The sequence below is a fragment of the Devosia ureilytica genome, assembly GCF_024273195.1.
GTDB lineage: Bacteria > Pseudomonadota > Alphaproteobacteria > Rhizobiales > Devosiaceae > Devosia > Devosia ureilytica.
In genome coordinates, this window is sequence record NZ_JAMZCU010000003.1 from 68,749 (window position 1) to 93,946 (window position 25,198).

Annotated in this window: 23 protein-coding genes; 11 read left to right on the forward strand and 12 right to left on the reverse strand. The window is 62.3% G+C overall.

Annotated elements, in window-relative coordinates; translation table 11 throughout:
- Positions 1-35: 35 nt before the first annotated feature.
- From NIM87_RS08235 to NIM87_RS08245, 3 genes are all read left to right on the forward strand, one after another.
- On the forward strand, positions 36-479 hold the full coding sequence (locus NIM87_RS08235; RefSeq protein ID WP_254674175.1) for a GFA family protein: 444 nt from the start codon (positions 36-38) through the stop codon (positions 477-479).
- Positions 476-811, forward strand: a complete 336-nt coding sequence (locus tag NIM87_RS08240; protein ID WP_254674176.1) for a TfoX/Sxy family protein — start codon at positions 476-478, stop codon at positions 809-811. Before NIM87_RS08235 ends, NIM87_RS08240 begins: the two co-directional genes overlap by 4 nt.
- A gap of 120 nt (positions 812-931) precedes the next feature.
- Entirely contained in the window at positions 932-2,143 is a 1,212-nt protein-coding gene (locus NIM87_RS08245; RefSeq protein WP_254674177.1) for an NADP-dependent isocitrate dehydrogenase, read from the forward strand.
- A gap of 109 nt (positions 2,144-2,252) precedes the next feature.
- On the opposite strand, the gene NIM87_RS08250 is transcribed toward NIM87_RS08245, so the two are convergent.
- Positions 2,253-3,953 carry a vWA domain-containing protein gene (locus NIM87_RS08250; RefSeq protein WP_254674178.1) on the reverse strand — a complete coding sequence of 567 codons (1,701 nt, stop codon included), beginning with the start codon at positions 3,951-3,953 and terminating at the stop codon, positions 2,253-2,255.
- 165 nt (positions 3,954-4,118) lie between these two features.
- Between NIM87_RS08250 and NIM87_RS08255 the strand changes: the two genes are divergently transcribed.
- Positions 4,119-5,126, forward strand: a complete 1,008-nt coding sequence (locus tag NIM87_RS08255) for a glycerophosphodiester phosphodiesterase family protein (protein ID WP_254674179.1) — start codon at positions 4,119-4,121, stop codon at positions 5,124-5,126.
- Positions 5,127-5,201: 75 nt separating this feature from the next.
- The gene (locus NIM87_RS08260) at positions 5,202-6,086 is read left to right on the forward strand and encodes a DMT family transporter (protein WP_254674180.1); all 885 of its coding nucleotides are present in this window, start codon (positions 5,202-5,204) and stop codon (positions 6,084-6,086) included.
- Between the two features lie 68 nt (positions 6,087-6,154).
- Here NIM87_RS08260 and alaS read toward each other — a convergent pair whose 3' ends face one another.
- Both alaS and recA read right to left on the reverse strand, forming a co-directional pair.
- A complete protein-coding gene (alaS, locus tag NIM87_RS08265; RefSeq protein ID WP_254674181.1) occupies positions 6,155-8,794 on the reverse strand; it encodes an alanine--tRNA ligase in 2,640 nt (879 codons plus the stop codon).
- A 175-nt stretch (positions 8,795-8,969) separates the two neighbouring features.
- Positions 8,970-10,043: a recombinase RecA gene (recA, locus tag NIM87_RS08270; protein ID WP_254674182.1), complete on the reverse strand. Its 1,074-nt coding sequence runs from the start codon at positions 10,041-10,043 to the stop codon at positions 8,970-8,972.
- Positions 10,044-10,319: 276 nt separating this feature from the next.
- Here recA and araD1 point away from each other — a divergent pair, with 276 nt between their 5' ends.
- The 4 genes from araD1 to NIM87_RS08290 all read left to right on the forward strand — a co-directional run bounded on the left by araD1 (position 10,320) and on the right by NIM87_RS08290 (position 13,463).
- Complete coding sequence (araD1, locus tag NIM87_RS08275; protein WP_254674789.1) at positions 10,320-11,315, forward strand: AraD1 family protein; 996 nt, start codon at positions 10,320-10,322, stop codon at positions 11,313-11,315.
- Positions 11,316-11,527: 212 nt separating this feature from the next.
- Entirely contained in the window at positions 11,528-12,547 is a 1,020-nt protein-coding gene (locus tag NIM87_RS08280; protein ID WP_254674183.1) for an aldo/keto reductase, read from the forward strand.
- A 59-nt stretch (positions 12,548-12,606) separates the two neighbouring features.
- Positions 12,607-12,960 carry an ArsR/SmtB family transcription factor gene (locus NIM87_RS08285; RefSeq protein ID WP_254674184.1) on the forward strand — a complete coding sequence of 118 codons (354 nt, stop codon included), beginning with the start codon at positions 12,607-12,609 and terminating at the stop codon, positions 12,958-12,960.
- Between the two features lie 11 nt (positions 12,961-12,971).
- Complete coding sequence (locus NIM87_RS08290) at positions 12,972-13,463, forward strand: SRPBCC domain-containing protein (protein WP_254674185.1); 492 nt, start codon at positions 12,972-12,974, stop codon at positions 13,461-13,463.
- Between the two features lie 4 nt (positions 13,464-13,467).
- Here NIM87_RS08290 and NIM87_RS08295 read toward each other — a convergent pair whose 3' ends face one another.
- The 8 genes from NIM87_RS08295 to flgB form a co-directional block, all read right to left on the reverse strand.
- The gene (locus NIM87_RS08295) at positions 13,468-13,863 is read right to left on the reverse strand and encodes a DUF2237 family protein (protein WP_254674186.1); all 396 of its coding nucleotides are present in this window, start codon (positions 13,861-13,863) and stop codon (positions 13,468-13,470) included.
- Between the two features lie 136 nt (positions 13,864-13,999).
- Positions 14,000-16,567 carry a cell cycle histidine kinase CckA gene (cckA, locus tag NIM87_RS08300; RefSeq protein WP_254674187.1) on the reverse strand — a complete coding sequence of 856 codons (2,568 nt, stop codon included), beginning with the start codon at positions 16,565-16,567 and terminating at the stop codon, positions 14,000-14,002.
- Between the two features lie 111 nt (positions 16,568-16,678).
- Positions 16,679-17,767, reverse strand: a complete 1,089-nt coding sequence (gene flhB, locus NIM87_RS08305; RefSeq protein WP_254674188.1) for a flagellar biosynthesis protein FlhB — start codon at positions 17,765-17,767, stop codon at positions 16,679-16,681.
- A 3-nt stretch (positions 17,768-17,770) separates the two neighbouring features.
- A complete protein-coding gene (gene fliR, locus NIM87_RS08310; RefSeq protein WP_254674189.1) occupies positions 17,771-18,538 on the reverse strand; it encodes a flagellar biosynthetic protein FliR in 768 nt (255 codons plus the stop codon).
- 2 nt (positions 18,539-18,540) lie between these two features.
- Positions 18,541-18,807: a flagellar biosynthesis protein FliQ gene (fliQ, locus tag NIM87_RS08315; RefSeq protein WP_254674190.1), complete on the reverse strand. Its 267-nt coding sequence runs from the start codon at positions 18,805-18,807 to the stop codon at positions 18,541-18,543.
- Between the two features lie 168 nt (positions 18,808-18,975).
- Positions 18,976-19,308, reverse strand: coding sequence for a flagellar hook-basal body complex protein FliE (locus tag NIM87_RS08320; protein WP_254674191.1), 333 nt, complete (start codon positions 19,306-19,308; stop codon positions 18,976-18,978).
- 21 nt (positions 19,309-19,329) lie between these two features.
- Entirely contained in the window at positions 19,330-19,740 is a 411-nt protein-coding gene (gene flgC / locus NIM87_RS08325; RefSeq protein WP_254674192.1) for a flagellar basal body rod protein FlgC, read from the reverse strand.
- Between the two features lie 75 nt (positions 19,741-19,815).
- Positions 19,816-20,223 (reverse strand): flagellar basal body rod protein FlgB, encoded by a 408-nt coding sequence (gene flgB, locus NIM87_RS08330; protein WP_254674193.1) that lies wholly within the window; start codon positions 20,221-20,223, stop codon positions 19,816-19,818.
- A 220-nt stretch (positions 20,224-20,443) separates the two neighbouring features.
- Between flgB and NIM87_RS08335 the strand changes: the two genes are divergently transcribed.
- Entirely contained in the window at positions 20,444-21,079 is a 636-nt protein-coding gene (locus tag NIM87_RS08335; protein WP_254674194.1) for a flagellar biosynthetic protein FliO, read from the forward strand.
- Entirely contained in the window at positions 21,042-21,833 is a 792-nt protein-coding gene (fliP, locus tag NIM87_RS08340) for a flagellar type III secretion system pore protein FliP (RefSeq protein WP_408640060.1), read from the forward strand. Before NIM87_RS08335 ends, fliP begins: the two co-directional genes overlap by 38 nt.
- Here fliP and NIM87_RS08345 read toward each other — a convergent pair.
- Positions 21,830-25,117, reverse strand: a complete 3,288-nt coding sequence (locus tag NIM87_RS08345; RefSeq protein ID WP_254674195.1) for a tetratricopeptide repeat protein — start codon at positions 25,115-25,117, stop codon at positions 21,830-21,832. The genes fliP and NIM87_RS08345 overlap by 4 nt on opposite strands.
- Positions 25,118-25,198 lie beyond the last annotated feature (81 nt).

Below are 25,198 nucleotides of genomic sequence, written 5' to 3' on the forward strand. Positions count from 1 at the left end.
TGCGGACCAAACGGGCCCATGCCAGCTTGCGCCGCATGAGCACACAGGACCGACCCGAACTCGACCTTGTCGCCAGCTGCGATTGCGGCGCCGTGAGGCTTGCGGTCAAGGGCCGGCCAATCGCGATGTTTCAATGCGCCTGTCAGAACTGCCAGAAGACGTCGGGCAGCGGTCATTCCTCAGTCGTGCTGTTTCCAGCCAGTGCGACCAGCGTTACCGGCGAAACGAAAAGCTATGTGCGACCAGCCGATTCCGGCGCCAGCTTCACGCGACACTTCTGCCCCGTCTGCAGCACCACGGTTTATGCGCAGTCGTCCCGGGCGCCCGCCTTCCACATTGTACCAGCGGGCCTCTTTGCCGGTCAGAACGAGTGGTACACCCCAAACCAGCTGATCTTTGCGCGCAGCCATGTCGGCTGGGACCTGATCGACACCCACCTGCCCCGCCACGACACCTATCGACCGGAGAAACAGTCATGAGCATGGCATCGGAAGACCTGGCGGACCGCATCCGCGCGCTCCTGCTACCCGAGGAAATTGTCCGCGAGCAGAAGATGTTCGGCGCCATCGCCTTCATGCTGCACGGCAATATGCTGGTGGCACCCATGAAGGATGGGGCGCTGCTGGTGCGTGTGGGCAAGGACGGCATGGATGACGCCCTGGCCCTGCCCGGCGCCAGCGTCATGACCATGGGCAGCAAGTCCATGAGCGGTTTCATCATGGTCAGCGGCGACGCGGTCGAGGACGATACTGCGCTGGGCGAATGGATCGACCGCGCCCGCACTTTTGTCAGAACCCTGCCGGCCAAATAGCTCAGGCCCATCCGGCAAGCCCCCATGCCGAGCCTGTCTTTGCGCTTTGCTCTGGCGGTGCTATACGGGCGGCCGAACTTGGCCAAGGGCCGAAAAGCGTATTTGCAAGGGAGCAATTCGATGAGCAAGATCAAAGTCGCCAACCCGGTCGTCGACCTCGACGGCGATGAGATGACCCGCATTATCTGGCAGGCCATCAAGGACAAGCTCATCCATCCCTATCTCGATCTGCCAATCGAATATTATGACCTCTCGGTCGAGAACCGCGACGCCACCAATGATCAGGTGACCGTGGATGCCGCCAATGCCATCAAGAAGCACGGCGTCGGCATCAAGTGCGCCACCATCACCCCCGACGAGCAGCGCGTCGAAGAATTCAAGCTCAAGAAGATGTGGAAGTCGCCCAACGGCACCATCCGCAACATCCTGGGTGGCGTGATCTTCCGCGAGCCGATCATCTGCAAGAACGTGCCGCGCCTGGTGCCGGGCTGGACCCAGCCGATCATCGTGGGCCGTCACGCCTTTGGCGACCAGTACCGCGCCACCGACTTCCGCTTCCCTGGCAAGGGCACGCTGACCATCAAGTTCACCGGCGAAGATGGCGAAGTCATCGAGCACGAAGTGTACCAGGCCCCAGGCGCCGGCGTCGCCATGGCGATGTACAACCTCGACGACTCGATCCGCGACTTCGCCTATTCGAGCTTCAACTACGCCCTGGCGCGCGGCGTACCCTGCTACCTGTCGACCAAGAACACCATCCTCAAGGCCTATGACGGTCGCTTCAAGGACATCTTCCAGGAAATCTACGACGCCGAATTCAAGGAAAAGTTCGAGGCCAAGAAGATCTGGTACGAACACCGCCTGATCGACGACATGGTCGCCTCGGCCCTCAAGTGGTCCGGCGGCTACGTCTGGGCCTGCAAGAACTACGATGGCGACGTGCAGTCCGACATCGTGGCCCAGGGCTTTGGTTCGCTCGGCCTCATGACCTCGGTCCTTGCCACACCCGATGGCAAGATCGTGGAAGCCGAAGCTGCCCATGGCACGGTGACCCGTCACTACCGCCAGCACCAGCAGGGCAAGGAAACCTCGACCAACTCGACTGCGTCGATCTTTGCCTGGACCCGTGGCCTCGCCCACCGCGCCAAGCTCGACAACAACGAGGCGCTGGCCAAGTTCGCCCTGACGCTCGAAAAGGTCACCGTCGACACCATCGAAGAAGGCAAGATGACCAAGGACCTGGCGCTGCTCGTCGGCCCGGATCAGCCCTGGCTCACCACCATCGGCTTCCTCGACGCCATCGACCAGAACCTGCAGAAGGCCATGGCGTAAGCCAGACCAATCTGAACGAGAAAGCCGGGGCAATGCCCCGGCTTTTTGTTGGGTTTGACAAAGCAAAGGGGCGCCCGTGGCGCCCCTTTCCCATTCTCCGGGAGAAAGCCTATTTCTTCTTGGTCTTGGCTGCGCCCTTTTCGACGGTGACCTCGGTGCGCTCGCCGCCAGAAACGCTGAACGGTGTCTCGGTCACGGTATCGTCGGCATAGCGCGTCACGGCAACATATTCGCCCGCCGGCAGGGTCGTCTGGTACTCGGCACCGAAACCATAGCCAACCTCGACGCGATTCCCCTGAATGTCCTTTTTGGCAGCATAAAGATTGAAGGCATCGGTTTCGGGCATGGTCAGGGACACGACCCCGGCATCAAGAATGCCCATGACCTCGACGCGCTCGCCGCTCTTGACCGCAAAGGGCACCTCGACCGAGGCCGCGTCCAACTTGAGCACGGCGACATAGTCACCCGGCGGCAGATCGAACGTATTGGCAGGGCCAAAGCCATAGCCCACTTCCTCGCGCGATCCGTCGATGGTCTTGGCTGCCTTGTAGACATTGACGGCCATGCCACCATCTTCCACCGCCATGCCTTCGACATAGCTTGCATCGATCACCGCCAGGCCAACGCCAAGGACAATGTCCTTTTCGATGGTTTCGCCGGCCGCAAGATCGAAGGTCTCGACATGTTCGCCGGCGCCTATCGTGACCGTCAGGGTCTGCTCGCCGGCCGGAAGGCGGAAAGTGCTTTCACCATAGCCGGTGGTCGGTCCACCGCCAGGATAGGCAACTGAAACCGCTGCATCGTCGGCGACAGGCTCGCCTTCAGCCGAGAAGGGACGAACGACGAGCAGGCCGGCGTTGAGCACGAAATGCGGCTCGATCACCTCGCCGGCCACAACCGTGATCGGCTGGTCGACCATGACGGCACCCCATTCGGCGCGCATGATATAGTCGCCCGGCTCCATGTCGATCTGGGCCCCGGAATGATATTCTGTGCGGATCCATTCGCCGGCAGCGCCATCAGCACCGACCGTGTGGAAGCTCCAGACGAGATCCGCCATGTCGTCGACCAGATCGGGTCCACCCTCGGTCAGCGATGCCGTGGGGGCAACCGTGTAGCCCAGAACCGCAGGCTCGGGTTCGGGGGCGGGTTCCGGTTCGGGCGCCGGTTCGGGCTCCACCTGGGCCGCTTCGGCCACCGTGGCGGTCAACGCATCGACGAGGTCGCCGCCATTCTGCGCCGAAAGATACTTGCCGCCGGTGTTTTCGGCCAGGCACGCGACCTGGCGGCCTTCCTCATCGGACAGGCCAAAACCGAGCACATGGGTGGTGAAATCAATGCCCTGGGTCTCAAGATCGCTGCCCAATGCGCAGGGATCGACTTCGCAGGTTTCGAGCCCATCGGTGATCAGGATGACCGTCGCCTTGTTCTCGGTAAAGCGCAGTTCCTCGGCCGCGAGGCGGACCGCATCGCTGAGCGGGGTCATGCCCTTGGGGTTGATGTCGTCAGCCGCCGCTGCAATCGCCGCGCCAGTGCCCGCCGCCGGGTCCACCAGCATTTCGATATCGGCGCAATTGCCCTTCTCGCGATGGCCATAAGTCATGAAACCCAACTCGAGATCGGCCGGCAATTCAGCCAGCACCGAGGCCAGGGTTTCGCGCGCAATGGTGATGCGCGCTTCGCCATCGATCTGCGCCCACATCGAGCCGGACCCATCGAGCACGATAATGGCCCGCTCGGCTGCCAAGGCTGGAAATGCCAGTCCCAGCGCCAAAGCGGCGCCCAAAATGGCCTTGTTCAGTAATTTCATTGAATGCCCTCCAAAATAGCATCGCCACGACCCGGCGACTGCGCGCTAAAAAGCCATGCGGACGATGAAGCCAGCATGAATGAGCGGTTCAGACTTGGCCTCTATTCTGCCGCCGCAATATGACTAGTTTCGCTGGTAAATGATCGCGCGAACAGGGGGATAATCATGCAGCGTCGTTATTGGGTCGGCCTCATTATTCTGGCGCTGGGCACGGGACTATACGTGTTCAACGCCAGCTGGCGGGTTGACCCTGCGAGCGGTGGAGACACCCGGCTTATTGCACATCGTGGCGTTCACCAAACCTTCAACCGCGACGACCTCGATAGTGACACCTGCACCGCCGAACGTATCGACCCGCCGCGTCATGGCCTGCTGGAAAATACAATTCCCTCGATGCAAGCCGCCTTCGCATCCGGCGCCGACATCGTCGAGCTTGATGTGCATCCCACAACCGACGGTCAATTTGCCGTTTTGCACGACTGGACCGTGGACTGTCGTACCGAGGGTAGTGGCGAGACCCGGTCCCATTCCATGGCCGACCTGCGCGCGCTCGATATCGGTTATGGCTATACCGCCGACGGTGGCGAGAGTTACCCCTTTCGCGGGGCCGGCATTGGGCAGATGCCCGAGCTCAAGGACGTGCTGCGGGCAATGCCGGAGCAGCACTTCCTGATCAATTTCAAGAGCCGCGAAGCGCGCGAGGGCGATATGCTCGGAACGCTCATGGCGGAACACCCCGAATGGCGCGCCGCCGTTTGGGGCGCCTACGGCGGCGACGAGCCGACCTATCGTGCGGCCGGCGCGATTGATGGGCTGGCGGTCTGGTCACGGCGCGGGCTGGTCGATTGTCTTGGCCAATATCTGGCGCTGGGATGGAGCGGCTTCGTGCCCGGCGCCTGCCATGACACCAAGGTCATGATTCCCATCAATATTGCCCCCTGGCTCTGGGGTTGGCCAAACCTCTTGCAACAACGCATGAGCGATGCCGGAAGCGAGATTATCCTCCTTGGCCCCTATGACGCCGGCGACCCGGGCACCGCCGGGATAGACGATATTGAAACGCTGGCGCAGGTTCCGCCCAACTTCTCGGGTTATCTCTGGACCAATCGCATCGAGATAATAGGCCCGGCATGGACCGGCGCGAGGCCGGTAGATATCCCGCCCGCCCCCTGATGACGGGGGGCGGCACTCCTTGTATGGTAACGCCATACCGTTCCGAGTCTTCCCCATTTCATTGGATAGTTTGAGATGCCCGTTGGCGTCGTATTTGCCTTTCTGGCCTATGCCATCTTTTCGATGGCCGATGCCCTGATCAAAACCACCGGATCGAGCCTGTCGGTGTTTGAGATCGCCTTCTTCACCACCAGTTTTTCCATCATCCCAGCCATGCTGACAAAGCGCGGCGAACGCTGGCGCGACGCCTACAAGCTGCACCACCCCTGGCTGGTGCATCTGCGCTGCCTGACCGCCATTTCGGGCACGGCCTGCGTGATGTACGCCTTCACCCACATCGCCTTTGCCGATGTCTATTCCATTGGCTTCACCACGCCGCTATTTGTCACGCTGCTCTCGGTGCTGCTGCTGCGCGAGCATGTGGCTCTGCATCGCTGGGTCCTGCTGTTCATCAGCTTTCTGGGCGTGGTCCTGGTCATCCGCCCCGGCCTGCGGGAACTCGAAACCGGCCATTTCGTGATGATGGCCGGCGCCGTGTTCGGCGCCATCACCACCACGGTCCTGCGCCATGTCGCACCCAAGGAGCGCCGGGTGAGTCTCGTCGGCCTGCAGGTGCTTTATTCGGCTATCGTCAATTTCGTGCTGATGTTGCCCACCTTCGTGGTTCCAACACTTGAACAATTGGCAATGCTGCTGGGGATTGGCCTGTTAGGCGGCGTGGGCGGCCTGCTGCTGATCCAGGCCAGCAAGCAGACCCCGGCCAACCTGATCGCGCCGGTGCAATACAGCCAGCTGATCTGGGCGATCCTTTTCGGAGCGCTGTTCTTTGGCGAATACCCCGATTGGATTGCCATCGTCGGCATGCTGGTGGTCGTGGGCGCGGGGCTTCTCAATGTGCTGACCGAGAGAACCCCCATCCGCTGGAAGCCGCGCATCTTCTTCTTCCGCATCGGCCAATAGCCCGGGGACGCCACAAAAAACCCCGCGTCAATGGCGCGGGGCTTCAGCTTGGGAATGCGTGCTCGCTGCTAGAGCAGCGCGCGAATGGCGGCGATGGCGTCGTCGGCCTTGTGGCCATCAGGACCACCGCCCTGCGCCATGTCGGGGCGGCCGCCACCGCCCTGCCCGCCCAGCGCTGCCGTCGCCGACTTGATCAGCGTGCCCGCAGCATAGCGGCCGGTGAGATCATCGGTGACGCCAATGGCCACGGTGCCCTTGCCGTCCTCACCCTTGAGCACGAGGATGACCACCCCCGAGCCAATGCGCTTCTTCTCGGCATCGACCACGCTCTTGATGTCCTTGGCCGCGACGCCTTCGACAACGCGCCCGACAAAGGTGACGCCATTGACGGTTTCCCCGGCATTGCCGCCTTCACCGCCGCCGCCCAAAGCCAACTTCTGGCGCGCATCGGCCAGCGCCTTCTCGGAGCGCTTGAGCTGATCCTGAAGCGCCTCGATCCGGTCCAGCACCTCGTGTGTGCCTGAGCGCAGGAGGCCGGCGGCTGACGAAACAATGGCCGTGCTGGCATTGCCACGATGGCGGGCCGCCGTACCCGTTAGCGCCTCGATGCGACGCACGCCGGCCGCGACCGCACTCTCGGCCACAACCGAGACCAGGCCGATGTCGCCGGTGCGGCGCACATGGGTGCCGCCGCACAGCTCGACCGACCAGCCAAGACCATTGCCAGTGGGTTCCCCCATCGAGACAACGCGCACCTCGTCGCCATACTTTTCGCCAAACAGCGCCCGCGCGCCCGAATCCTTTGCTTCCTCGACGCCCATCAACCGGGTTTCGACCGGGGTGTTCTGAAGGATGATGGAATTGGCGATATCCTCGACCTCGGCCATTTCCTGCGGGGTCATCGGCTTGGTGTGAACAAAGTCAAAGCGCAGACGGTCCGCCGAAACCATCGATCCCTTCTGGGCGACATGATCGCCGAGCACCAGGCGCAGGGCCTCGTGCAGCAGGTGGGTAGCCGAGTGATTGGCCCGAATGGAGCTGCGACGGCCATGGTCGACCAGGAGTTCCACGGCCTGGCCGCGCTTCAACGTGCCTTCGGTGACGCTCACCTTGTGGGCGAACACGCCATGGTGCTTGCCGGTGTCGGACACCGTAGCCACCACGCCTTCACCCTTGATGGTGCCGGTGTCGCCAACCTGGCCGCCGCTTTCGCCATAGAACGGGGTCTGGTTGACCACCACGATGCCGTCCTGCCCCGCGGCAATGGCATCGACTTCGACGCCATCCACCAGAAGCGCGGTGACTTCACCTTCGGCGGTCTCGGTCTCATAGCCGAGGAATTCCGTGGGTCCCAGCTTGTCGGCAAGGCCATACCAAACCGTGTCGGTGGCCGCCTCGCCCGAGCCGGCCCAATTCTTGCGGGCCTCGGCCTTCTGCTGGGCCATGGCGGCATCGAAACCGGCCTGGTCGACGCTGATATTGCGCGACCGCAGAGCGTCCTGGGTCAGGTCGAGCGGGAAACCAAACGTGTCATAGAGCTTGAAGGCCGTGGCACCATCGAGCGTCGCACCATCTCCCAGATCGGCGGTTTCAGCCTCGAGAATCTGGAGGCCGCGACCGAGGGTCTTGAGGAAGCGCCCCTCTTCGAGACGCACGGTCTCTGCGATCATGGCTTCGCCACGGCTCAACTCGGGATAGGCCTGGCCCATCTCGCGCACCAGGGTCGGCACCAGCTTGTGGATGACCGGCTCATTGGCGCCCAACAGGGTCGCGTGACGCATGGCGCGGCGCATGATGCGGCGCAGGACATAGCCGCGACCTTCATTGGACGGCAGCACGCCCTCGGCAATCAGGAAGCTCATCGAGCGCAGATGGTCGGCGATGACGCGCAGGCTCCGATTGCCCGGGCCGTTCACATCGGCATTGGTGGCGTTGGCCGCCGCACCGATCAGCGCCTTGAACAGGTCGATGTCGTAATTGTCGTGCACGCCCTGCATCACGGCGGCAATGCGCTCAAGACCCATGCCGGTATCGATGGACGGACGGGGCAGGCCGGTGCGCGAACCATCGGCATGCTGCTCGAACTGCATGAAAACGAGGTTCCAGATCTCGATCCAGCGGTCGCCGTCCTCGTCGGGCGAGCCCGGAGGACCGCCCCAGACCTTGTCGCCATGGTCATAGAAGATTTCCGAACACGGACCGCACGGCCCGGTATCGCCCATCTGCCAGAAGTTCGACTTGGCCCCGAGCCGCACGATGCGATCCTCGGAAAGGCCGGCGATCTTTTTCCAAAGCTCCATTGCCTCGTCATCGTCCTCATAGACGGTGACCATCAGCTTGTCCTTGGGCAACTCCCAATCCTTGGTGAGCAGGTTCCAGGCCAGTTCGATGGCGCGATCCTTGAAATAATCACCAAACGAGAAATTGCCGAGCATTTCAAAGAAGGTGTGGTGGCGCGCGGTAAATCCGACATTGTCGAGATCATTGTGCTTGCCACCGGCGCGCACGCATTTCTGTGCCGTCGTCGCCGTCGAATAGGGGCGCTTTTCGACGCCGGTAAACACGTTCTTGAACTGCACCATGCCCGCATTGGTGAACATCAGGGTCGGATCATTGCGCGGCACCAGCGGGCTGGACGACACGGCCTCATGCCCATTGCGGGCAAAATAGCCGGTAAAGCTCGAACGGAGATCGTTTACGCTGGTCATGCAGAGGCTTTCATGGCGAGCGGACGCGGACGCGCCCAAAGAGAAATTTCGAGGGCTTTCTATCCCGCAGGCCTTGGGCCTGTCCAGCATGGCGAAGCCGTCCGGGGATGCCAAAAGACAAGAAAAAGGCACCGGAAGACCGGTGCCTTAACGAGTGAGCATGGGATCGGGGAGGTTACTCGTCGCTGTCGGTGGGGTCGTCCCCGCCGGCAACGAGCAAAACTTCACCCAACAAGCCCGAACTTTCGCGCACACCATGTTCGATTGTGGCCGCAATCTCGGGATTGTCCTTGAGGAACTGCCGCGAATTTTCGCGGCCCTGGCCGAGGCGCTGGCTGTCCCAGGAGAACCAGGCGCCGGACTTCTCGACAATGCCGGCCTTGACGCCCAGATCGAGCAATTCACCCGTCTTGGAAATGCCTTCGCCATACATGATGTCGAACTCAACCTGACGGAAGGGCGGGGCCAGCTTGTTCTTGACCACTTTCACGCGGGTCTGGTTGCCCACGATCTCTTCGCGGTCCTTGAGCGCGCCGATGCGGCGGATGTCGAGGCGTACCGAGGCATAGAACTTGAGCGCATTGCCGCCCGTGGTGGTCTCGGGCGAGCCATACATCACGCCGATCTTCATGCGGATCTGGTTGATGAAGATGACCAGACACTTGGACTTGGAAATCGACGAGGTCAGCTTTCGCATGGCCTGGCTCATCAGGCGGGCCTGCAGACCCGGCAGGCTGTCGCCCATTTCGCCTTCGAGTTCGGCGCGCGGCGTGAGCGCGGCAACCGAGTCGACCACCAGCACGTCGATGGCGCCGGAGCGCACCAGCGTGTCGGTGATTTCGAGTGCCTGCTCGCCAGCGTCAGGCTGGGATATCAGCAGATCATCGACATTAACGCCCAGCTTGCGCGCATAAATCGGATCAAGCGCGTGCTCCGCATCGACAAAAGCGCAAATACCGCCCTTGCGCTGCGCTTCGGCAATGACATGCAGCGCCAATGTGGTCTTGCCCGAGCTTTCGGGCCCGAAAATCTCGACGATGCGGCCCTTTGGCAGACCGCCAATGCCCAGCGCAATGTCGAGGCCCAATGATCCGGTTGAAATCGACTCAACCTCGATGGAGGACGCTTCGCCAAGGCGCATAATCGAGCCCTTGCCGAAATTTCGCTCGATCTGGCTCAGCGCGGCCGCGAGAGCCTTATCCTTATCCATCGAACCACCCTCTACAACGCGAAGCGGCGAAGCTGCCATAATGCTGTCTCCTTATTTCACGCTCTCGAAACCCGTGCAACGAGAGGCGGCTGATGCCAATGTCTTTATTCCGTGCTTTATTTGTTCTCATTTTGTTTCACTCTCGTCAAGGGACAAAATAAGAACATCGCACAACCAGACCGGAGACGGCGCTCGCCTGCTGATAGGGCGATTCTGCCCGTCTCGTCAGCCTGATTGCAAAAGTATGATTTTTGACTGGACAGTTTGGCTGCGGACACGTTTTATGCGGCCAAATTCTTTGCCAAGGACCGCCCCATGCACCTGATCCAGTTTTTCGATGACAAGGGAAACCGCGCCGTCGGCGTCACCCGGGGGGGCGACACCCGCCGGGTCAACGGCGTTTCGAGCGTCTATGAACTGGTGCAAAAGGCACTGGCGGGTGCCGGTGGCCTTGCCGCCACTGTCGAGGCGGCCGGACTGGGCGAAACATTGGACAAGCTGGCGCTCGCCCGCGAGGGGCGTCTGCTCGCACCCATCGACCATCCCGACGCTGCGCACCTGCATGTCACCGGCACCGGCCTGACCCACCTTGGTTCGGCGGCCACCCGCGACGCCATGCACAAGGCCAATGGCGAAAAGCCGGCCGGCGAGTTGACCGACAGCATGAAAATGTTTCGCATGGGGCTCGAGAACGGCAAACCAGCCCCGGGCGAAAAGGGCGTGCAGCCTGAGTGGTTCTACAAGGGCAATGGCCATATCGTCGCCAATCCGGGCAAGGCTATTCCCTCCCCGTCCTTCGCGCTCGATGCTGGCGAAGAGCCTGAAATTGCCGGCATCTATGTGATCGATCAGAATGGCCAGCCACGCCGCCTCGGTTTTGCCCTGGGCAACGAATTTTCCGATCACGTCACCGAGCGGATCAACTATCTCTATCTGGCCCATTCCAAGCTGCGCGCCTGTTCCTTTGGGCCAGAGCTGCGGGTCGGCGACCTGCCGCGCCATATCGAGGGCAAGTCGCGCATTATTCGCGACGGCAAGGTGTTGTGGGAAAAGCCGTTCCTCTCGGGCGAGGACAACATGAGCCACACCATTGCCAACCTCGAATATCACCACTTCAAATATGACCTGTTCTGCCAGCCCGGCGACGTCCACGTGCACATGTTCGGCACGGCGACGCTGAGCTTTGCGGATGGCATTTCCACCCAGAACGGCGACACCTTCGAAATCGAGGAAAGCCAGTTCGGCCTGCCGCTGCGCAATCCGGTGCACGTTGAGGCGGAAAAGCCGGTGGTGATTGCAGGGATTTACTGAGGCGGCCCGGCGCGGCGTCTCATCCCGAACTGCCCTCGGGCTTGACCCGAGGGCCCCGACCCTCGCGCACAATGTTCAGATCGAGGCTCCCAAATAGCCCTCGGGTCAGGCCCGAGGGCGGGTTGTGCGCGTGGTTAGTGCCATAGCTGTGGCCCGGCTTTACTCGCACCAACTAACATGTCAGTTATCCGGTGCCCTGACGGAGGATGACGATGACCACGCGCACGTTCGAAAAGCGCCGCATTGCCCAGACTGATCTCGAGGTCACGACCCTGGGCCTGGGCGGGGCGAGCCTTGCGGGGATTTTCTCTGCCGTACCGGCCGATCAGGCCCGCTCGACAGTGGCGCACGCCCTCGATATGGGCATCAACTATGTCGATACTGCCCCGCAGTATGGCCTTGGCCGCTCCGAACACCTGATGGGTGACGTGGTGCGCGGCGCCAATCCGCGCCCGGTGATTTCCACCAAGGTCGGTCGCCGGTTGCGGCCTGTCGATCCGGCCGCACAGGACAAGGGCAACTGGGTCGATCCCCTGCCCTTCGATCAGGTCTACGATTATACCTATGACGGCATCATGCGCTCGCACGAGGACAGCCTGCAGCGTCTCGGCCTTGAGCGTGTGGACATTCTCTATGTCCACGATATCGGCGTCGCCACTCATGGCACGGAGGCCAACGCACCGCTTTGGCAGCAACTCGCCTCAGGCGGTTACAGGGCATTGCGCGAATTGCGCGACAGCGGCGCCGTCAAGGCTATCGGCCTGGGGGTCAACGAGTGGGAAGTGTGCATGGACGCCCTGGCGCTGGGCGACTGGGACGTGTTTCTGCTGGCGGGGCGCTATACGCTGCTTGAGCAAACCGCTCTCGAGCCCTTCATGACCACCTGCCTTGCGCGCAAGGCATCCATTGTGGTCGGCGGCCCCTTCAATTCCGGCATTCTGGTGGGCGGCGACAAGTTCAACTATGCCAAGGCGCCCGACGATGTGGTGACCCGCGTACGTGCCATCGAGGCGGTCTGCAAATCGTTCAATGTGCCCCTGCCCGCCGCCGCGCTGCAATTCCCGCTGACCCATCCGGCCGTCTGCAATGTGCTGCCCGGCCCGCGTTCACCGGCCGAACTGGACGGAATTCTGGCATGGTGGGACATTCAGATCCCCAATGCGCTCTGGACCACTTTGGCCGATGAAGGCCTTCTCGCGCCCGGCACGCCCGTCCCCGGCGGCTTGGCTTGACCGATAGCCTGATCCGACCATATAAATAACTATATGGTTTTGTAACTGGATCGTTTGGTATGGACGACAGCGCGCGGCTCGACGCCACCTTTCAGGCCCTTTCCGACCCGACCCGGCGGGCCATTTTGGCGCGGTTGGCGCGGGATGGGGATGTCAGCGTCATGGAACTGGCCGAGCCCTTCGCCATGAGCCAGCCTGCCATTTCCAAGCATTTGAAGGTGCTCGAAAAGGCCGGGCTTGTCTCGCGCGGCCGCGACGCGCAGAAGCGTCCGGTGCATCTGGAGGCGCAACCCCTGGCTGAGGCAACCGGCTGGCTGATCGACTATCGTAAATACTGGCAGGCCCAGTTCGGGCGCCTCGACGACCTGCTGGACGAATTGCAAAAGCTCGAAGCCGCCGCCGGCAAGAACTAGGAGCCCGTACGATGCAGTTTGGCGATCCCCTCTCGGTCACGACCCCCACCGACACGCAGATCATCATCACGCGCGGCTTCGTCGCGCCCCCGCATCTGGTCTATGCCTGTTACACCCAGCCCAGCCTCATCCGCCGCTGGCTGACCGGGCCGGATGGCTGGACAATGCCTGTCTGCACCTATGACGCCCGGATCGGCGGTGGCTATCGTTTCGAATGGCTCGGGCCGGGTGGCGAAGGTTTTCTGGCCGTTTCGGGCGACATCAACCAGATCGACGCCATCCGCTATATCGACAGCCAGGAAGTCTTCGACAGCGGCGTCATGGGTCCGGCCTATCGCGCCGAACTGTTGTTCGAGCTTGAAGAGCGCGGCACGAAGCTGGTCAATACCCTGACCTACACTTCCCTCGCCCACCGCGACATGGTCGCCTCGACCGGCATGGCTGAAGGGATGGAAATGAGTTTTCAAAGCCTGGATCGCCTGCTGGCAGCCGAGCAGGCATGAATCGCTAGTTCAAGTCCAGCGCGTAAGTCTTGAGCGTTGCTAGCGGAATAAGGTCCAGCACCCGCTGATTGGTGGCCCGCAGATACACCCGCGGCGCCATGCCGGCACTTTGCGCCTGCGCCCAGCGGCCCGCGACGAGACACCAGCGATTGCCGGCCACAAGGCCAGGAAAACCGAACTCCGGCCGGGGCGTCGAGAGATCATTGCCGGCGCTGGACGAATAGGCAAGAAACGCCTCGGTGGCCTCGATGCAGACCAGATGCACGGCCCCACCCTCGGGCCCTGCGGCACAATAACCGGAGCGAAAGTAACCGGTTAGCGGATCATGCGAGCAGGGCTGCAGCGGCTCACCCAAAACGTTGAGCTCAGACTGGCCTTCAATGCGGGGGACGACGGTCATGGAATTTCCTGCTCTCAACGTTCACCGGCCAAACACCTCCCCCTGGACGGCGGAGGATGGATGGGTCGGTCACACGCTGGATTTCGAGCGGGAACGCCCCTCTCCGTCAAGGGGAGGGTGCTGCATCGTGTGCGCCCTACTCCGCCTTGTCCATGCGCCGCAGCACTTCCTTGACCTTGGAATTGATCTGGTCGAGCGAATAGGGTTTTGGCAGGAAATCGACGCTTTGGTCGTCCTCGATATCGCGGCGGACGCTTTCCTCGGCATAGCCGGAGACGAAGATGATCTTCAGCTTCGGCATCTTCTCACGGATAACCTTGAGCATGGTGGGGCCGTCCATTTCGGGCATCACCACGTCCGAAATAATGAGGTCGACCGCATAGTCGAGGTCCTCGAGCACTTCGAGCGCCTCTTCGCCGCCATCGGCCTCGAACACCTCGTAGCCCGTTGCCTTGAGGGCGCGTGCCGAAAAGGCGCGCACGCTCTCCTCGTCCTCGACTAGCAGGATGCGCTCGTGACCGGTCAAATCCTTGACCGGAGCCGCGGCAATAGCGGCCTTGGCAGCCGATTCCTCGGCGGTCGGCACATAGCGCGGCAGGAAAATCTTGAAGGTGGTACCGACACCGACGGTTGAAACGGGGTAGATGAAGCCTTCGGTCTGCTTGACGATGCCATAAACCGTCGAAAGCCCCAGGCCCGTGCCCTTGCCCAGCTCCTTGGTGGTGAAGAATGGCTCGAAAATCTTGGCGATGACCTCCGGGCTCATGCCGGTGCCCGTGTCCTCGACATCGATCAATACATAGTCCGCCGGCACCATGCCCTCGAACCGCATCCGCGAGGCTTCCGCTTCCGTCACATTCGCCGTGCGAATGGTGATCGAACCCCCACCGGACATGGCGTCGCGGGCATTGACCACCAGGTTGATGATCACCTGTTCGAGCTGCACCACGTCGGCGCGCACCGGCCAGATATTGCGCCCGTGTTCGACCGTGAGATTGTTCTTCTCGCCGATCATGCGCTTGAGCAGCACTGTCAGGTCATCAACGATCAGCGGCAGTTCAAGCACCTGCGGGCGCAGGGTCTGGCGACGGGAGAACGCCAACAGCTGGCGCGTCAGGCCCGCCGCGCGATTGGCGTTCTGCTTGATCTGCATCAGCTCGTTGAACGATGGATCGCCCGGCTTGTGCTTGAGCAGCAGCAGGTCGGAGAAGCCGATGATGGCCGTCAGCAGATTGTTGAAATCATGCGCCACGCCGCCGGCCAGCTGGCCAACCGCCTGCATTTTCTGGCTCTGCGCAAACTGCGCTTCGAGCTTGCGCTGGTCGGTCATGTCCAGGGCGTAGACATTGACCTGCTCGGGCGATCCGGCGCTGACCTCTGAGGCCGAAATGTAAAGGCGAACCGCGTGGTCACCCTCGGCATTGAGCACGGCATCGACCGGCTCAACCTCGGAGCGCTGCGCCGTCGCGTCAGCCAGGGCACGCACCAGCTTGTCGCGGCTGGCCTCGCCGATAAGGTCACGCAATGGCTGCAACTCGAGGCTCTTGTCCTCTTCCGTCCAGTGGAAGATGCGCCCGAACGGCGCATTGGTGCGCACGATCCGCCCCTCGCCATCGAGCGTGGCAATGGCAAATGGCGTGTCGTTGAAAAAGCGCGAGAACCGCACTTCGGCGGCACGCAGCTCTTCCTCGACATCGGGCGCGCTCGAGCGATCGAGCACCAGCGTGCGAGTCTCGCCCAGTTCCCCGTCGGCCAGCCGCGCCGCGCGATGCAGCAGCCGCACGGGCAAGGCCGTTCCATTGCGGCGCACCAGATCGATATCAATGATCTCGGTGCGGATTTCGCCGTCACCCCTGCCCCGCATGAGCAGGGACGCGCCATCCCCGCGCACGATATCGCTGAGCGCCAGCTGGCCGACATTGAACTCGGCAAGGTCATAGCCCAGCCAATCGGCCAGGGTCGAATTGAGATACTGGATATGACCATGCGCATCGGCCGAGAAAAAGCCGGACGGCGAGTGATCGAGATAATCGATGGCGCGCTGCAGGTCGCGGAACGCGGTCTCGTTGTTCTCGCGGTCGCGGGTAATGTCCTCGACCGACCAGGCGACCAGCGGTTTGCGCGCATCTTCGATCTGCGGCAGCGGCCGCACGGTCACGCGATACCAGAACACCCGCCCTGCTTCGACCTGCGAGCCACCCAGCCCGCCCGGCACGCGGACATCTTCAATGGCGCTACGCCCGTCACGCGCGGCACGCGACAACCGATAGATGGCTTCGCCGGCGTCGGCATAGCCGGAGAACAGACGCGGCACGCCAACCGGTACGCCATTGGTCATGGCTCCGGGAAAACTGCCATAGTGATGATTGACGTAAGAAATCTTGCCCTCACGGTCGGCAACCACCGCCCCAAAGGGCAGGCTGTCGACCACGGCGTGGCTCAAGGTCCGCCGTTCTTCGCTGGTGGCAAAGCGGAACAACCCGGCGGCAAGACCAAACAGGAAGAACACTCCGGCCACCGCCAGCACGCCCACAAAGGTCATCACCAGCTCAGGTGAAATGCGATCCCCGAAGAGCGAAAATACGACGGCCACCACGACAAGGACGATGCCCAGCACCACCACGCGCCACAGCCCGGCGCCGCCGCGACCTGCATCCATGACCGGTTCGGGATAGCTGTCCTCGCCGAGCGGCTTCAAGGCCATCGTGTTCTGCTCCAGCGCGCATCTAGACGTCCCGAATCGGGACACACAAGAAGGTCTATCAAATGGACCGCCTGCTTGGGAGGGCGAAGCGGCTTTTCAACATGCAACACTTCAGGCACTCGGCCGCCAGCCGCCCCCCGGCTGCTTGAGCCGCATCACGAAGCCGATGACTTCGGCCACCGCCTTGAAGTGCTCGCCCGGAATGGTTTCGTCGATATCGACAGAAGCGAACAGCGCACGCGCAAGGGGCGGATTTTCGACAATCGGCACGTCGTGCTCGGTCGCCAGGGCACGGATGCGCAGCGCCACCGCGTCGGCGCCCTTGGCGACACATTTCGGCGCGCCCATCGACTTGTCGTATTTGAGCGCCACGGCAAAGTGGGTCGGGTTGGTGATGACCACCGTCGCGTCCGGCACGGCCGCCATCATGCGGCCACGGGCGCGCTCCTGGCGTAACTGACGAATGCGCCCCTTCACATGCGGGTCGCCTTCCATCTGCTTGTACTCTTCGCGCGTCTCCTGCACGGTCATCATCTGCTTCTTCCACCATTTCTGGCGGACATAGAAGAAGTCGGCGGCGGCAATGGCGGTGATCAGCGCGAGCACAGCGCCAAGTATCTTGATGCCGATTTCGTGGAAATCCATGAGGATCATGATCGGGTCGGCCGTCATCATGGTGTCGAGCCGGTCCCGCTCCGGCCAGCAGACCACCACCACGATCACCCCCACCAGCGAGATCTTGATCAGACCCTTGCCGAAATTGACCAGAGCCTCGCTCGAGAACAGGCGCTTGGCGCCGCTGGCAGGAGAAATTTTCGACAGTTTCGGGGTGATCGGATCGACAGACCAGACCATGCGGTGTTGCACCAGATTGGCCAGCACGCCGCAAACCATGAGGACGCCCAGCGGGATCAGCACCGTTCCGATGATGGCAAACGCCAGGCCATTGAAGAAATCGGCAAAGCCGGCGCCCTCAACGTCGAACTGATCGGCATTCATGATGATCAGGCTGAGCGAATTGCCCAATTGGCTGCTGACCCAGGGCGAGAGCATGGCAAAGACCACCGCTGATCCCAGCATCATGAACCAGGCTGTCACCTCCTGGCTCTTGGCCACATCGCCCTTCTTGTGGGCGTCCTCCAGCTTCTTTTGGGAGGGGTCTTCTGTTTTTGAGTCCTGGTCCGGTGCTTCACTCGACATGGGCTAGCCTCGCCACATCGCCAAGTGATTTTCGAACGAGGTGATGTACCACCCCATCATCATCGTCAGCAGGATCGCAAACAGCAGCAGCCCGACAATGATATTGGCGGGCATCAGAATGAAATAGACCTGCAATTGTGGCATCAGGCGCGCCAGGATGCCGGCGCCCAGGTTGAACACCAGACCAAAGACGATAAACGGCGCCGACATTTGCACGCCCACCGAAAAGGCGCCGGACACGGCCCGCACAGCCAGTTGCATCGCATCCTCGAACATCAACGGATCGGTGGGCGAAAACACCATGTAGCTGTCGTAGATCGCCGCCAGCGCCATGTGGTGCAGGTCCGTGGCAAAGATCAGCGTAATGCCGAGGAAGGACAGGAAGCTCGAAAACACCGCCCCTTGCACGCCCGCCTGGGTCGGATCGGCGGCCAGAGCGCCCGACAGACCAGTCTGGAAAGCAACGATAGTGCCCGCGACCGTAGTCGCCATGACGGTAATCCGCACGATGGCGCCGATGATCAGCCCCACGGCCAGTTCATGGAACAGCAGCCCCACCATGCCTGCCAGTTCGGTGGGCATGGCCGGGATGACCCCGTTGAGCAGCGGGAAGACCACCAGGGTGAAGGCCAAGGCGAAGCTCAGGCGCATGCGGACCGGAATGGTCTGCTCGCCCAGTGCCGGCATCAACATGAGCATAGCCGCGATACGGGCAAACAGGATGATATAGGTAAAGGCAGTGGCCGGCAGCCAATCGAGGCTGAGCGTCACCGTCAGCCGCCCACGATGATCATGTCGACCACGCGATCCATGTAACCGGCCATGGTAGCGCCCAGGAACGGCAGCGTGATCAGCATGGTGACAAAGATGGCGATGATCTTGGGCACAAAGACCAGGGTCATTTCCTGGATTTGCGTCAGCGCCTGAAATAGCGCGATGACCACGCCAACGATCAGGCCCACCAGCATCATCGGCATCGAAACGATGATGAGCGTCCAGATGCCCTGGCTGGCAATATCGAGTACTTCCGCGCCGCTCATGGTGATAACCCCAACGATTCGATCAGCAGTCTAGCAGACCGCTGGACCCACCATCACCTCCGGGCCGTCCTCGGGCCCGACCCGAGGACCATTATCAACACCCAATGCGTTGTGGGTGGCCCTCGGGTCAGGCCCGAGGGCGGATCGGAGACGTTCAGAGATCGAAGACTAGATCGGCATCCGCATGATTTCTTCATAGGCGGAGATCACCCGGTCGCGGATGGTGACCATGGACTCGATGGCCATTTCGGTTTCGGACAGCGCCGTCACCATATCGACCACATTGGCCTTGCCGCTGAGCGAGTCGAGCGCCATCTGGTCGGCCGCCTTGCCCTGGTCGACCACACCCTGGACATTCTGCGCCAGAAGATCAGCAAAATTGCCGCCCGCCGAAGGCGCCTTGGCCGTCAGGTCGGCACTGGGCTTGGCGGCCTGGTTGATCAGCCGGCTGGCATTGCCATAGGCGGTGGTGGCAGCGTTGAAGGCGGTATTAATGGCCATGGTGGCGACCTTTCAATTCAATCAGCCGCGCAGGATGTCGAGCGTGCGCCCGAGCATCTGGCGGGTCACGGTGACCACGTTGAGATTGGCTTCGTAGCTGCGCTGGGCTTCGCGCATGTCCACCGTTTCGATGAGCGTGTTGATATTGGGATACTGCACATAGCCGTTCTGGTCGGCGGCCGGATGGCCCGGCTCAAAGCGCGAGGTAAAGTCACTCGTGTCATAGGCAAGCTGCCCGATTTCGACCACGCGACCACCGACATCGGCGTTGAAACTGGACTCGAATGTCGGGATGCGCCGACGATAGGGTTCCTCGCCCGGCGCGGTGCCGGCAGAGTCCACATTGGCGATGTTTTCGGCGATGACGCGCATGCGCGCCGTCTGCGCATGCAGGCCCGTTGCGGCGATGCGGAGCGAGGAATTGAAGTCCATGTGCTACCCCTGAGGCCTTCCTTGTTGGTCGCGCTTCCGAACCGAAAAAGTGCGGTTACTTTTTCTCGAAACGCTCTAGACGTTTTTGCCCAGCGCGACGCGCAGGATGCGGACAGATTTCTGGTAGATGGAGGTCGCCGCCTGATAGTCCATCATATTGGTGGTGACTTTCATCATCTCGTCTTCCAGCGTCACGCCATTGCCTTCCGGCGTAATCTCGAAATTGGCCATGCGCTGAGCGTCGAATGCCCCGCCCTCACCCGAAGAGGCCGAAAAATGCATGGGTTGGGTGACGGCGGTGACAACCGCCGAGGAGCTCATCATCCCCTGGCGGTCGGCAAAGTCGTATTGCTTGAGGTCACGGCCGCGATAGCCGGGCGTTTCGGCATTCGCGACGTTCTCGGCCAGCAGACCCTGACGGGTCTGATGCCAGCGCATCTTGTCGGTCAGGGCCGAAAAGACCGGCATGTCCATAAGGCCCATGGGCCGAACTCCGCAACATCTGCAATTGGGCAATTCTTGCCGGGTGAATGGTTAATCAAGCGTTAACCTCACCCTCGCACACCCCTGTTTGGGGTTGCATTTTGCAGATTTGACCTTGCACTAGGCAGGAAGTGCCGATGTGTGTCGCCCTGCGACTATTGCCGCGTCTGGAATCGCGCTATGGCCTTAGCCTCGCGGAATACTCTTGGAGACCTTGCCCGTGCAATTCATAACCGGCCTGTTCGGCGGCAGTGGCAACACCATCCTCACCATGATCTTCGCACTCGGCGTTGTGCTGGTGCTGATCGTTCTTGCGGTATGGCTGCTCAAGCTGGTGTCCAATGTGTCGGGCAATGCCGCACGGGGACGCAATCGGCGTCTGTCGGTGGTCGACACCCTCGCGATCGACCAGAAGCGCCAATTGATCATCGTGCGCCGGGACGATGTCGAACACCTCATCCTCACCGGCGGCCCCCAGGATGTGGTGGTCGAATCCGGTATTCCGGTTGTTGAGGCCGCGCCCGCCGCGCCGCAACGCCGCGCCCTGCCCAAGCTTGGCGCCCTCAAGCCCGCAGCGGCAAATCCCGCGCCGCCGGTCGCCGAACCTGTTGCGGAGCCGGCGCACGACAGCGCGCCCCCTGCCCCGCCTGAGGTTGCCACGCGCCGCGTTACCCGCTCGCTGCGCCACACCGGGCTGTTGCGCCCCGTCAGCGTCCAGGACCCCACAGTGACGGGGCAAAACCCGGACATTTCGGTCGGGAGCCCTGCCGACTCAGCTAAAGAGGACGAGAACCACAAGGCGAGCGAAGGCGAAGCGCTTGAGCACGAAACAGGCGATCCTGCCAACCGATCCTGATCCGGCGCGCAAACCGCGCTGGAAACGTGCCCTGCCGTACCTGGTCGCCGCCGGTCTGCTGATAGCCCTGACCGGGCGGGTCTATGCCCAGGATCTCTCAATCGACTTTGGCGACGACACCACCCTGACCGAGCGTGCCATCCAGCTCATCGGGCTGATCACGCTGCTCTCGTTGGCGCCGTCGATCCTGGTGATGGTGACGAGCTTCACCCGCATTGTGGTGGTGCTCTCGCTGCTGCGCACCGCCATTGGCCTCCAGACCGCGCCGCCGAACACCGTCATGGTCTCGCTCGCCTTGTTCCTGACGCTGTTCATCATGCAGCCCACCCTGCAGCAGAGCTATGATCTGGGCATCGCGCCGCTAATGGCCGGGGAGATCGAATTCGCCGAGGCCTTCGATGCCGGCGCTGCGCCGATCCACGAATTCATGCGGGCCAATGTGCGCGACCGTGACCTTGAGCTGTTCTACGACCTCACCGAGGCCGAACCGCCCGCCGAACCGGAAGCCATCGAACTGCAACTGCTGGTCCCCGCCTTCATGATCTCCGAACTCCGCCGGGCCTTCGAGATCGGCTTCCTGCTGTTTCTGCCCTTTGTGGTCATCGATATGGTTGTGGCTTCGGTGCTGATGAGCATGGGCATGATGATGCTCCCGCCGGTCGTCATCTCCCTGCCCTTCAAGCTGATCTTCTTCGTGCTGGTCGACGGCTGGTATCTGGTGGCCGGCTCGCTGGTCCGAAGTTTTACCAGCTAGAGCGACGCCACGCCGCCGTTTTCCTTGCTCGGGTTAAGTGGCGTCAGTGCACCCTCGCCCGAGTAGGTTTCCCGATACGATGCGAGGAAGGCCGACAGGCTGTCCACGGCGGCTACTTCGGAGGCGACCCGCTTGAACTCCAGGCTCGTCGCCTGGATGGGGCCGGTGACATAGTCAAACATCGGCCACTCGGGCGAATCCACCATCTGCTCGCCAAATTTGGCCCGCAGCCGCGACAGGCCGAAATCGTCACTGGCGAGCACATAGCCCACAGCGGCTTTCACCAGGCTCATGCGGGCCACAATGTTCAGCGGCTTGCCGGCCGGCTCATTGCTGTAGATGGCCTCGATCATTTCCCCGGCCTGGCTATAGCGCCTAGCCTTCCAATGCGCGTCGATCCGCAGCAGCTCCACATCCTTGCCGTCCATATTGCTGACCAGGTCGAGCGCCAGCTGGTCCCGGCCGCCATCGATCATGGCGCGCGCCTCCAGAATGCGGCGTTGACGCTGAAGCGATTCCGGCAGGCCGGGCAATTGCGTGTCGTTGAGGACCCGGATCGCGTCCTGCGGCTTGCGGTCGGCCAGGTAGATCACCGCCAGATCGGACGCAATCTGCGTGCGCGCCACGCCGCGCAGGCGATTATCAAGCTGGTACTGCAAAAGCTCGGCCGCCTGCGGCAGCAGGTCCACGCGCACCAGCCGCCGCGCCAGATTGCGGATCATTTCATCACCACGGGCGCCCGGCGGGGTCAGGTGCTGGAAATCATAATAGATCGCCATGGCTTCCACGGCACCGATGGAGTCGGCAACACCATTGAGATAGAGGTCCGCGAACATCGACTGCGCCTGGTCACGCAGCACGTTGACCGAGGGGCTGTCGGGATAACTGGCGACGGCGGCCTTCACCGTCTCGAAGCCGAGCCGATAATCGCCATTGCGGAAATAGAGCTGCGCCAAGAGCGTCTGCATGTCTGCTTCGAGGGCGTCGCCGCGCCACAGCAATGTCTCGGCCGACAAAGTCTGGGTACCCTTGGCCAGATCGAGCCGGCCTTCCTGGTCGAGCAGCAGTAGCGTGCGATAGACCGCTTCGGCCCGCGTGGGGCGGACTTCCGAGGCGATCACCTGGCCGTAGGTGTCCAGCGCTTCCTGGTTGCGTCCCTCGGCCTCATCGATACGGCCCGCCAGCAAATGGTGCAGCGACGCGTCTTCGGCACTGATGCTGGCAAAGTCGATGGCGTCCAGCATGTTTTGCGCCAGGCTCGGATCTCCCGCCTCGACGGCGGCCCGTGCAGCTGCCAGCCGGAACCGGTTGCGCGCCCATTCGGGATAGCTGTCGGCAATGGCGCGCGCTTCCAGCGCATCAAAGCGGGCGCCGCGATAGTCGTGCGTTTCGGCACGGGCGATGGTGCGCCAGAACAGTGCATCCACTTCCTGGTCCAGCGAGGCGGCGTTGAGCATGTGCAGGGCGTCGCGCGGGCGACCGGCCAACACATTGGCAATGGCCGAGGTGGTGCGAATTTCCCTGGTCAGGTCAACGGCCTTGAGCTCGTCGGTCAAGACGTTGAGAACCCCGATGGCCTCCAGCGCGAAGCGGTTGCCCACCAGATACTGGGCCAGCCGCAGCCGGGCGATGTCCCGGTCGCGCCCTTCGCCGGCCGCCGCCGCCTGCTCAAGTTGATCGCGCGTTTCGATAAAGGCCGTTGGGCTCCGTTCTTCCAGCGAGCCAAGATCGAGGTAGCCGGACCGGGCCGCTTCCTGCGCTTCCGAACCGGTGTTGCGCAGCGAGTCGATGGCCGAAACAGTGAGACCGCCAGTTGTCGAAATCACCGCCTGCGGGCTTTCGATGGCAACGTCGAGATTGGCCGACTTGGGCTGCACGACCAGGCCATGCACACTGCGCAGCGCGGCGAAGTCCACATAGTCCAGCGTCCGCGTCAGTCCCCGCGCGGGCGGGAAAGCGGTGACCACCTTGAGCACGTCCCCCACCAGCGGATCACGGAATTCGTGCACCCGGCCGGGCCGAACGATATCGGCAACCATTTCAAAGGAGCCCTCGATGTCGCGCCGGCGCGACAACACCATCGGCTCGGTGGGGCTCAGCATCATGTCGCCCAGCGACAGTACCCATGCCATGCCCTCAGACCCAAGGGTCGCCAGACGATCCTGCGACAGATCGAGCCGCACCACCTGGGTGTCGCCCGAGGAGACAACCGCAAATTCCTGGGCGACGCTGTCAAGGGCGCTCGAATCGGTTGGCGCCTCGATGCCGCTCACGGTGTCAAAGATCATCCAGACCGTGTCGCCACGCCGGAACACGGCAGCGGGAGTATCCTGATCGAATGGAAACACCAGTCTGACGGTATTGCCCAGAACGCTGACGAAGGGCCTGACGGTTTCGGATGCGACGGCCTGCAAGGCGGCAATTTGAGGCGCTTCGGCGGCATCTGCTTCGGCCCGGGCCGCGGCGGCAAGCTCCTCGGCCTCGGTTTCCAGATCAGCCCGTGACAGCGCCGGCAGTTCCTGGCCGGCGATATCGATGTCGAGCACATATTGCGACGGCGAAATCGCGAAGAACCGCGGGGTGACGCCTTCGGCAAAAATGAAGGACGCGGCTGCGCCATCGGCGGACGATCCCGATTGGGCGGACACCAGTTCAGCCGGCAAATTCGAGACAAGCGCGCTCAGGTCCATATCGACCGGCCATTCGAAGGTGGCAGCGCCCAGTTCGCCCTTCTGGCTGAACTCGCCGACGGTGGGCACCGACCAGTCGAACTGCAGGCGCAGGAACGTGGCGTTGCGCCCCACGCGCACATCAACCTTGGGCTCCAGCTCGGCGACCATGCGCGCCTTGCGGTCACGCTCAGCCTTGATGGCTGTAACGCGTGCCCGTTCGGCGAGCTCGTCGATGATATCCTGCGGCAGGGCCGGCGGCATGCCCTGCCAGCTCGGCGGCAGCAGGTCGATGAACAACTTTTCGCCTGCCTCGATCCGGTTGAAGTTGAAGCCGCTCTTGAGGCCCAGCCGCAATCCACGACCGTCCGGGTCCTGTCGCGCAATCGAGAGGTAGTTCGGCATCGTCACAAGGACATCGGGCAGCACGATCTCGACCGGCGCCTCGAATTCTACCGAGAGCACGCCGTTTTCGATGCGGAAATCATAGGGCGGGAGGTCGTCAAGGGACGGAAAGCTCAGGATCAACCGGCCGTAGCCGTCTTCCTCGGTGGCGAAGAGCTGCCCCTGGTCCTGGGCAATAGCAGGCGATGCAACGGCCAATATACTGGCCATTGCCGTTGCGAGGAGGACATGAACTGCCCGCCTCCAGCCTGACATGTTTGCGGTCTTCACCGGCTTCTGCCCGCCCGACGC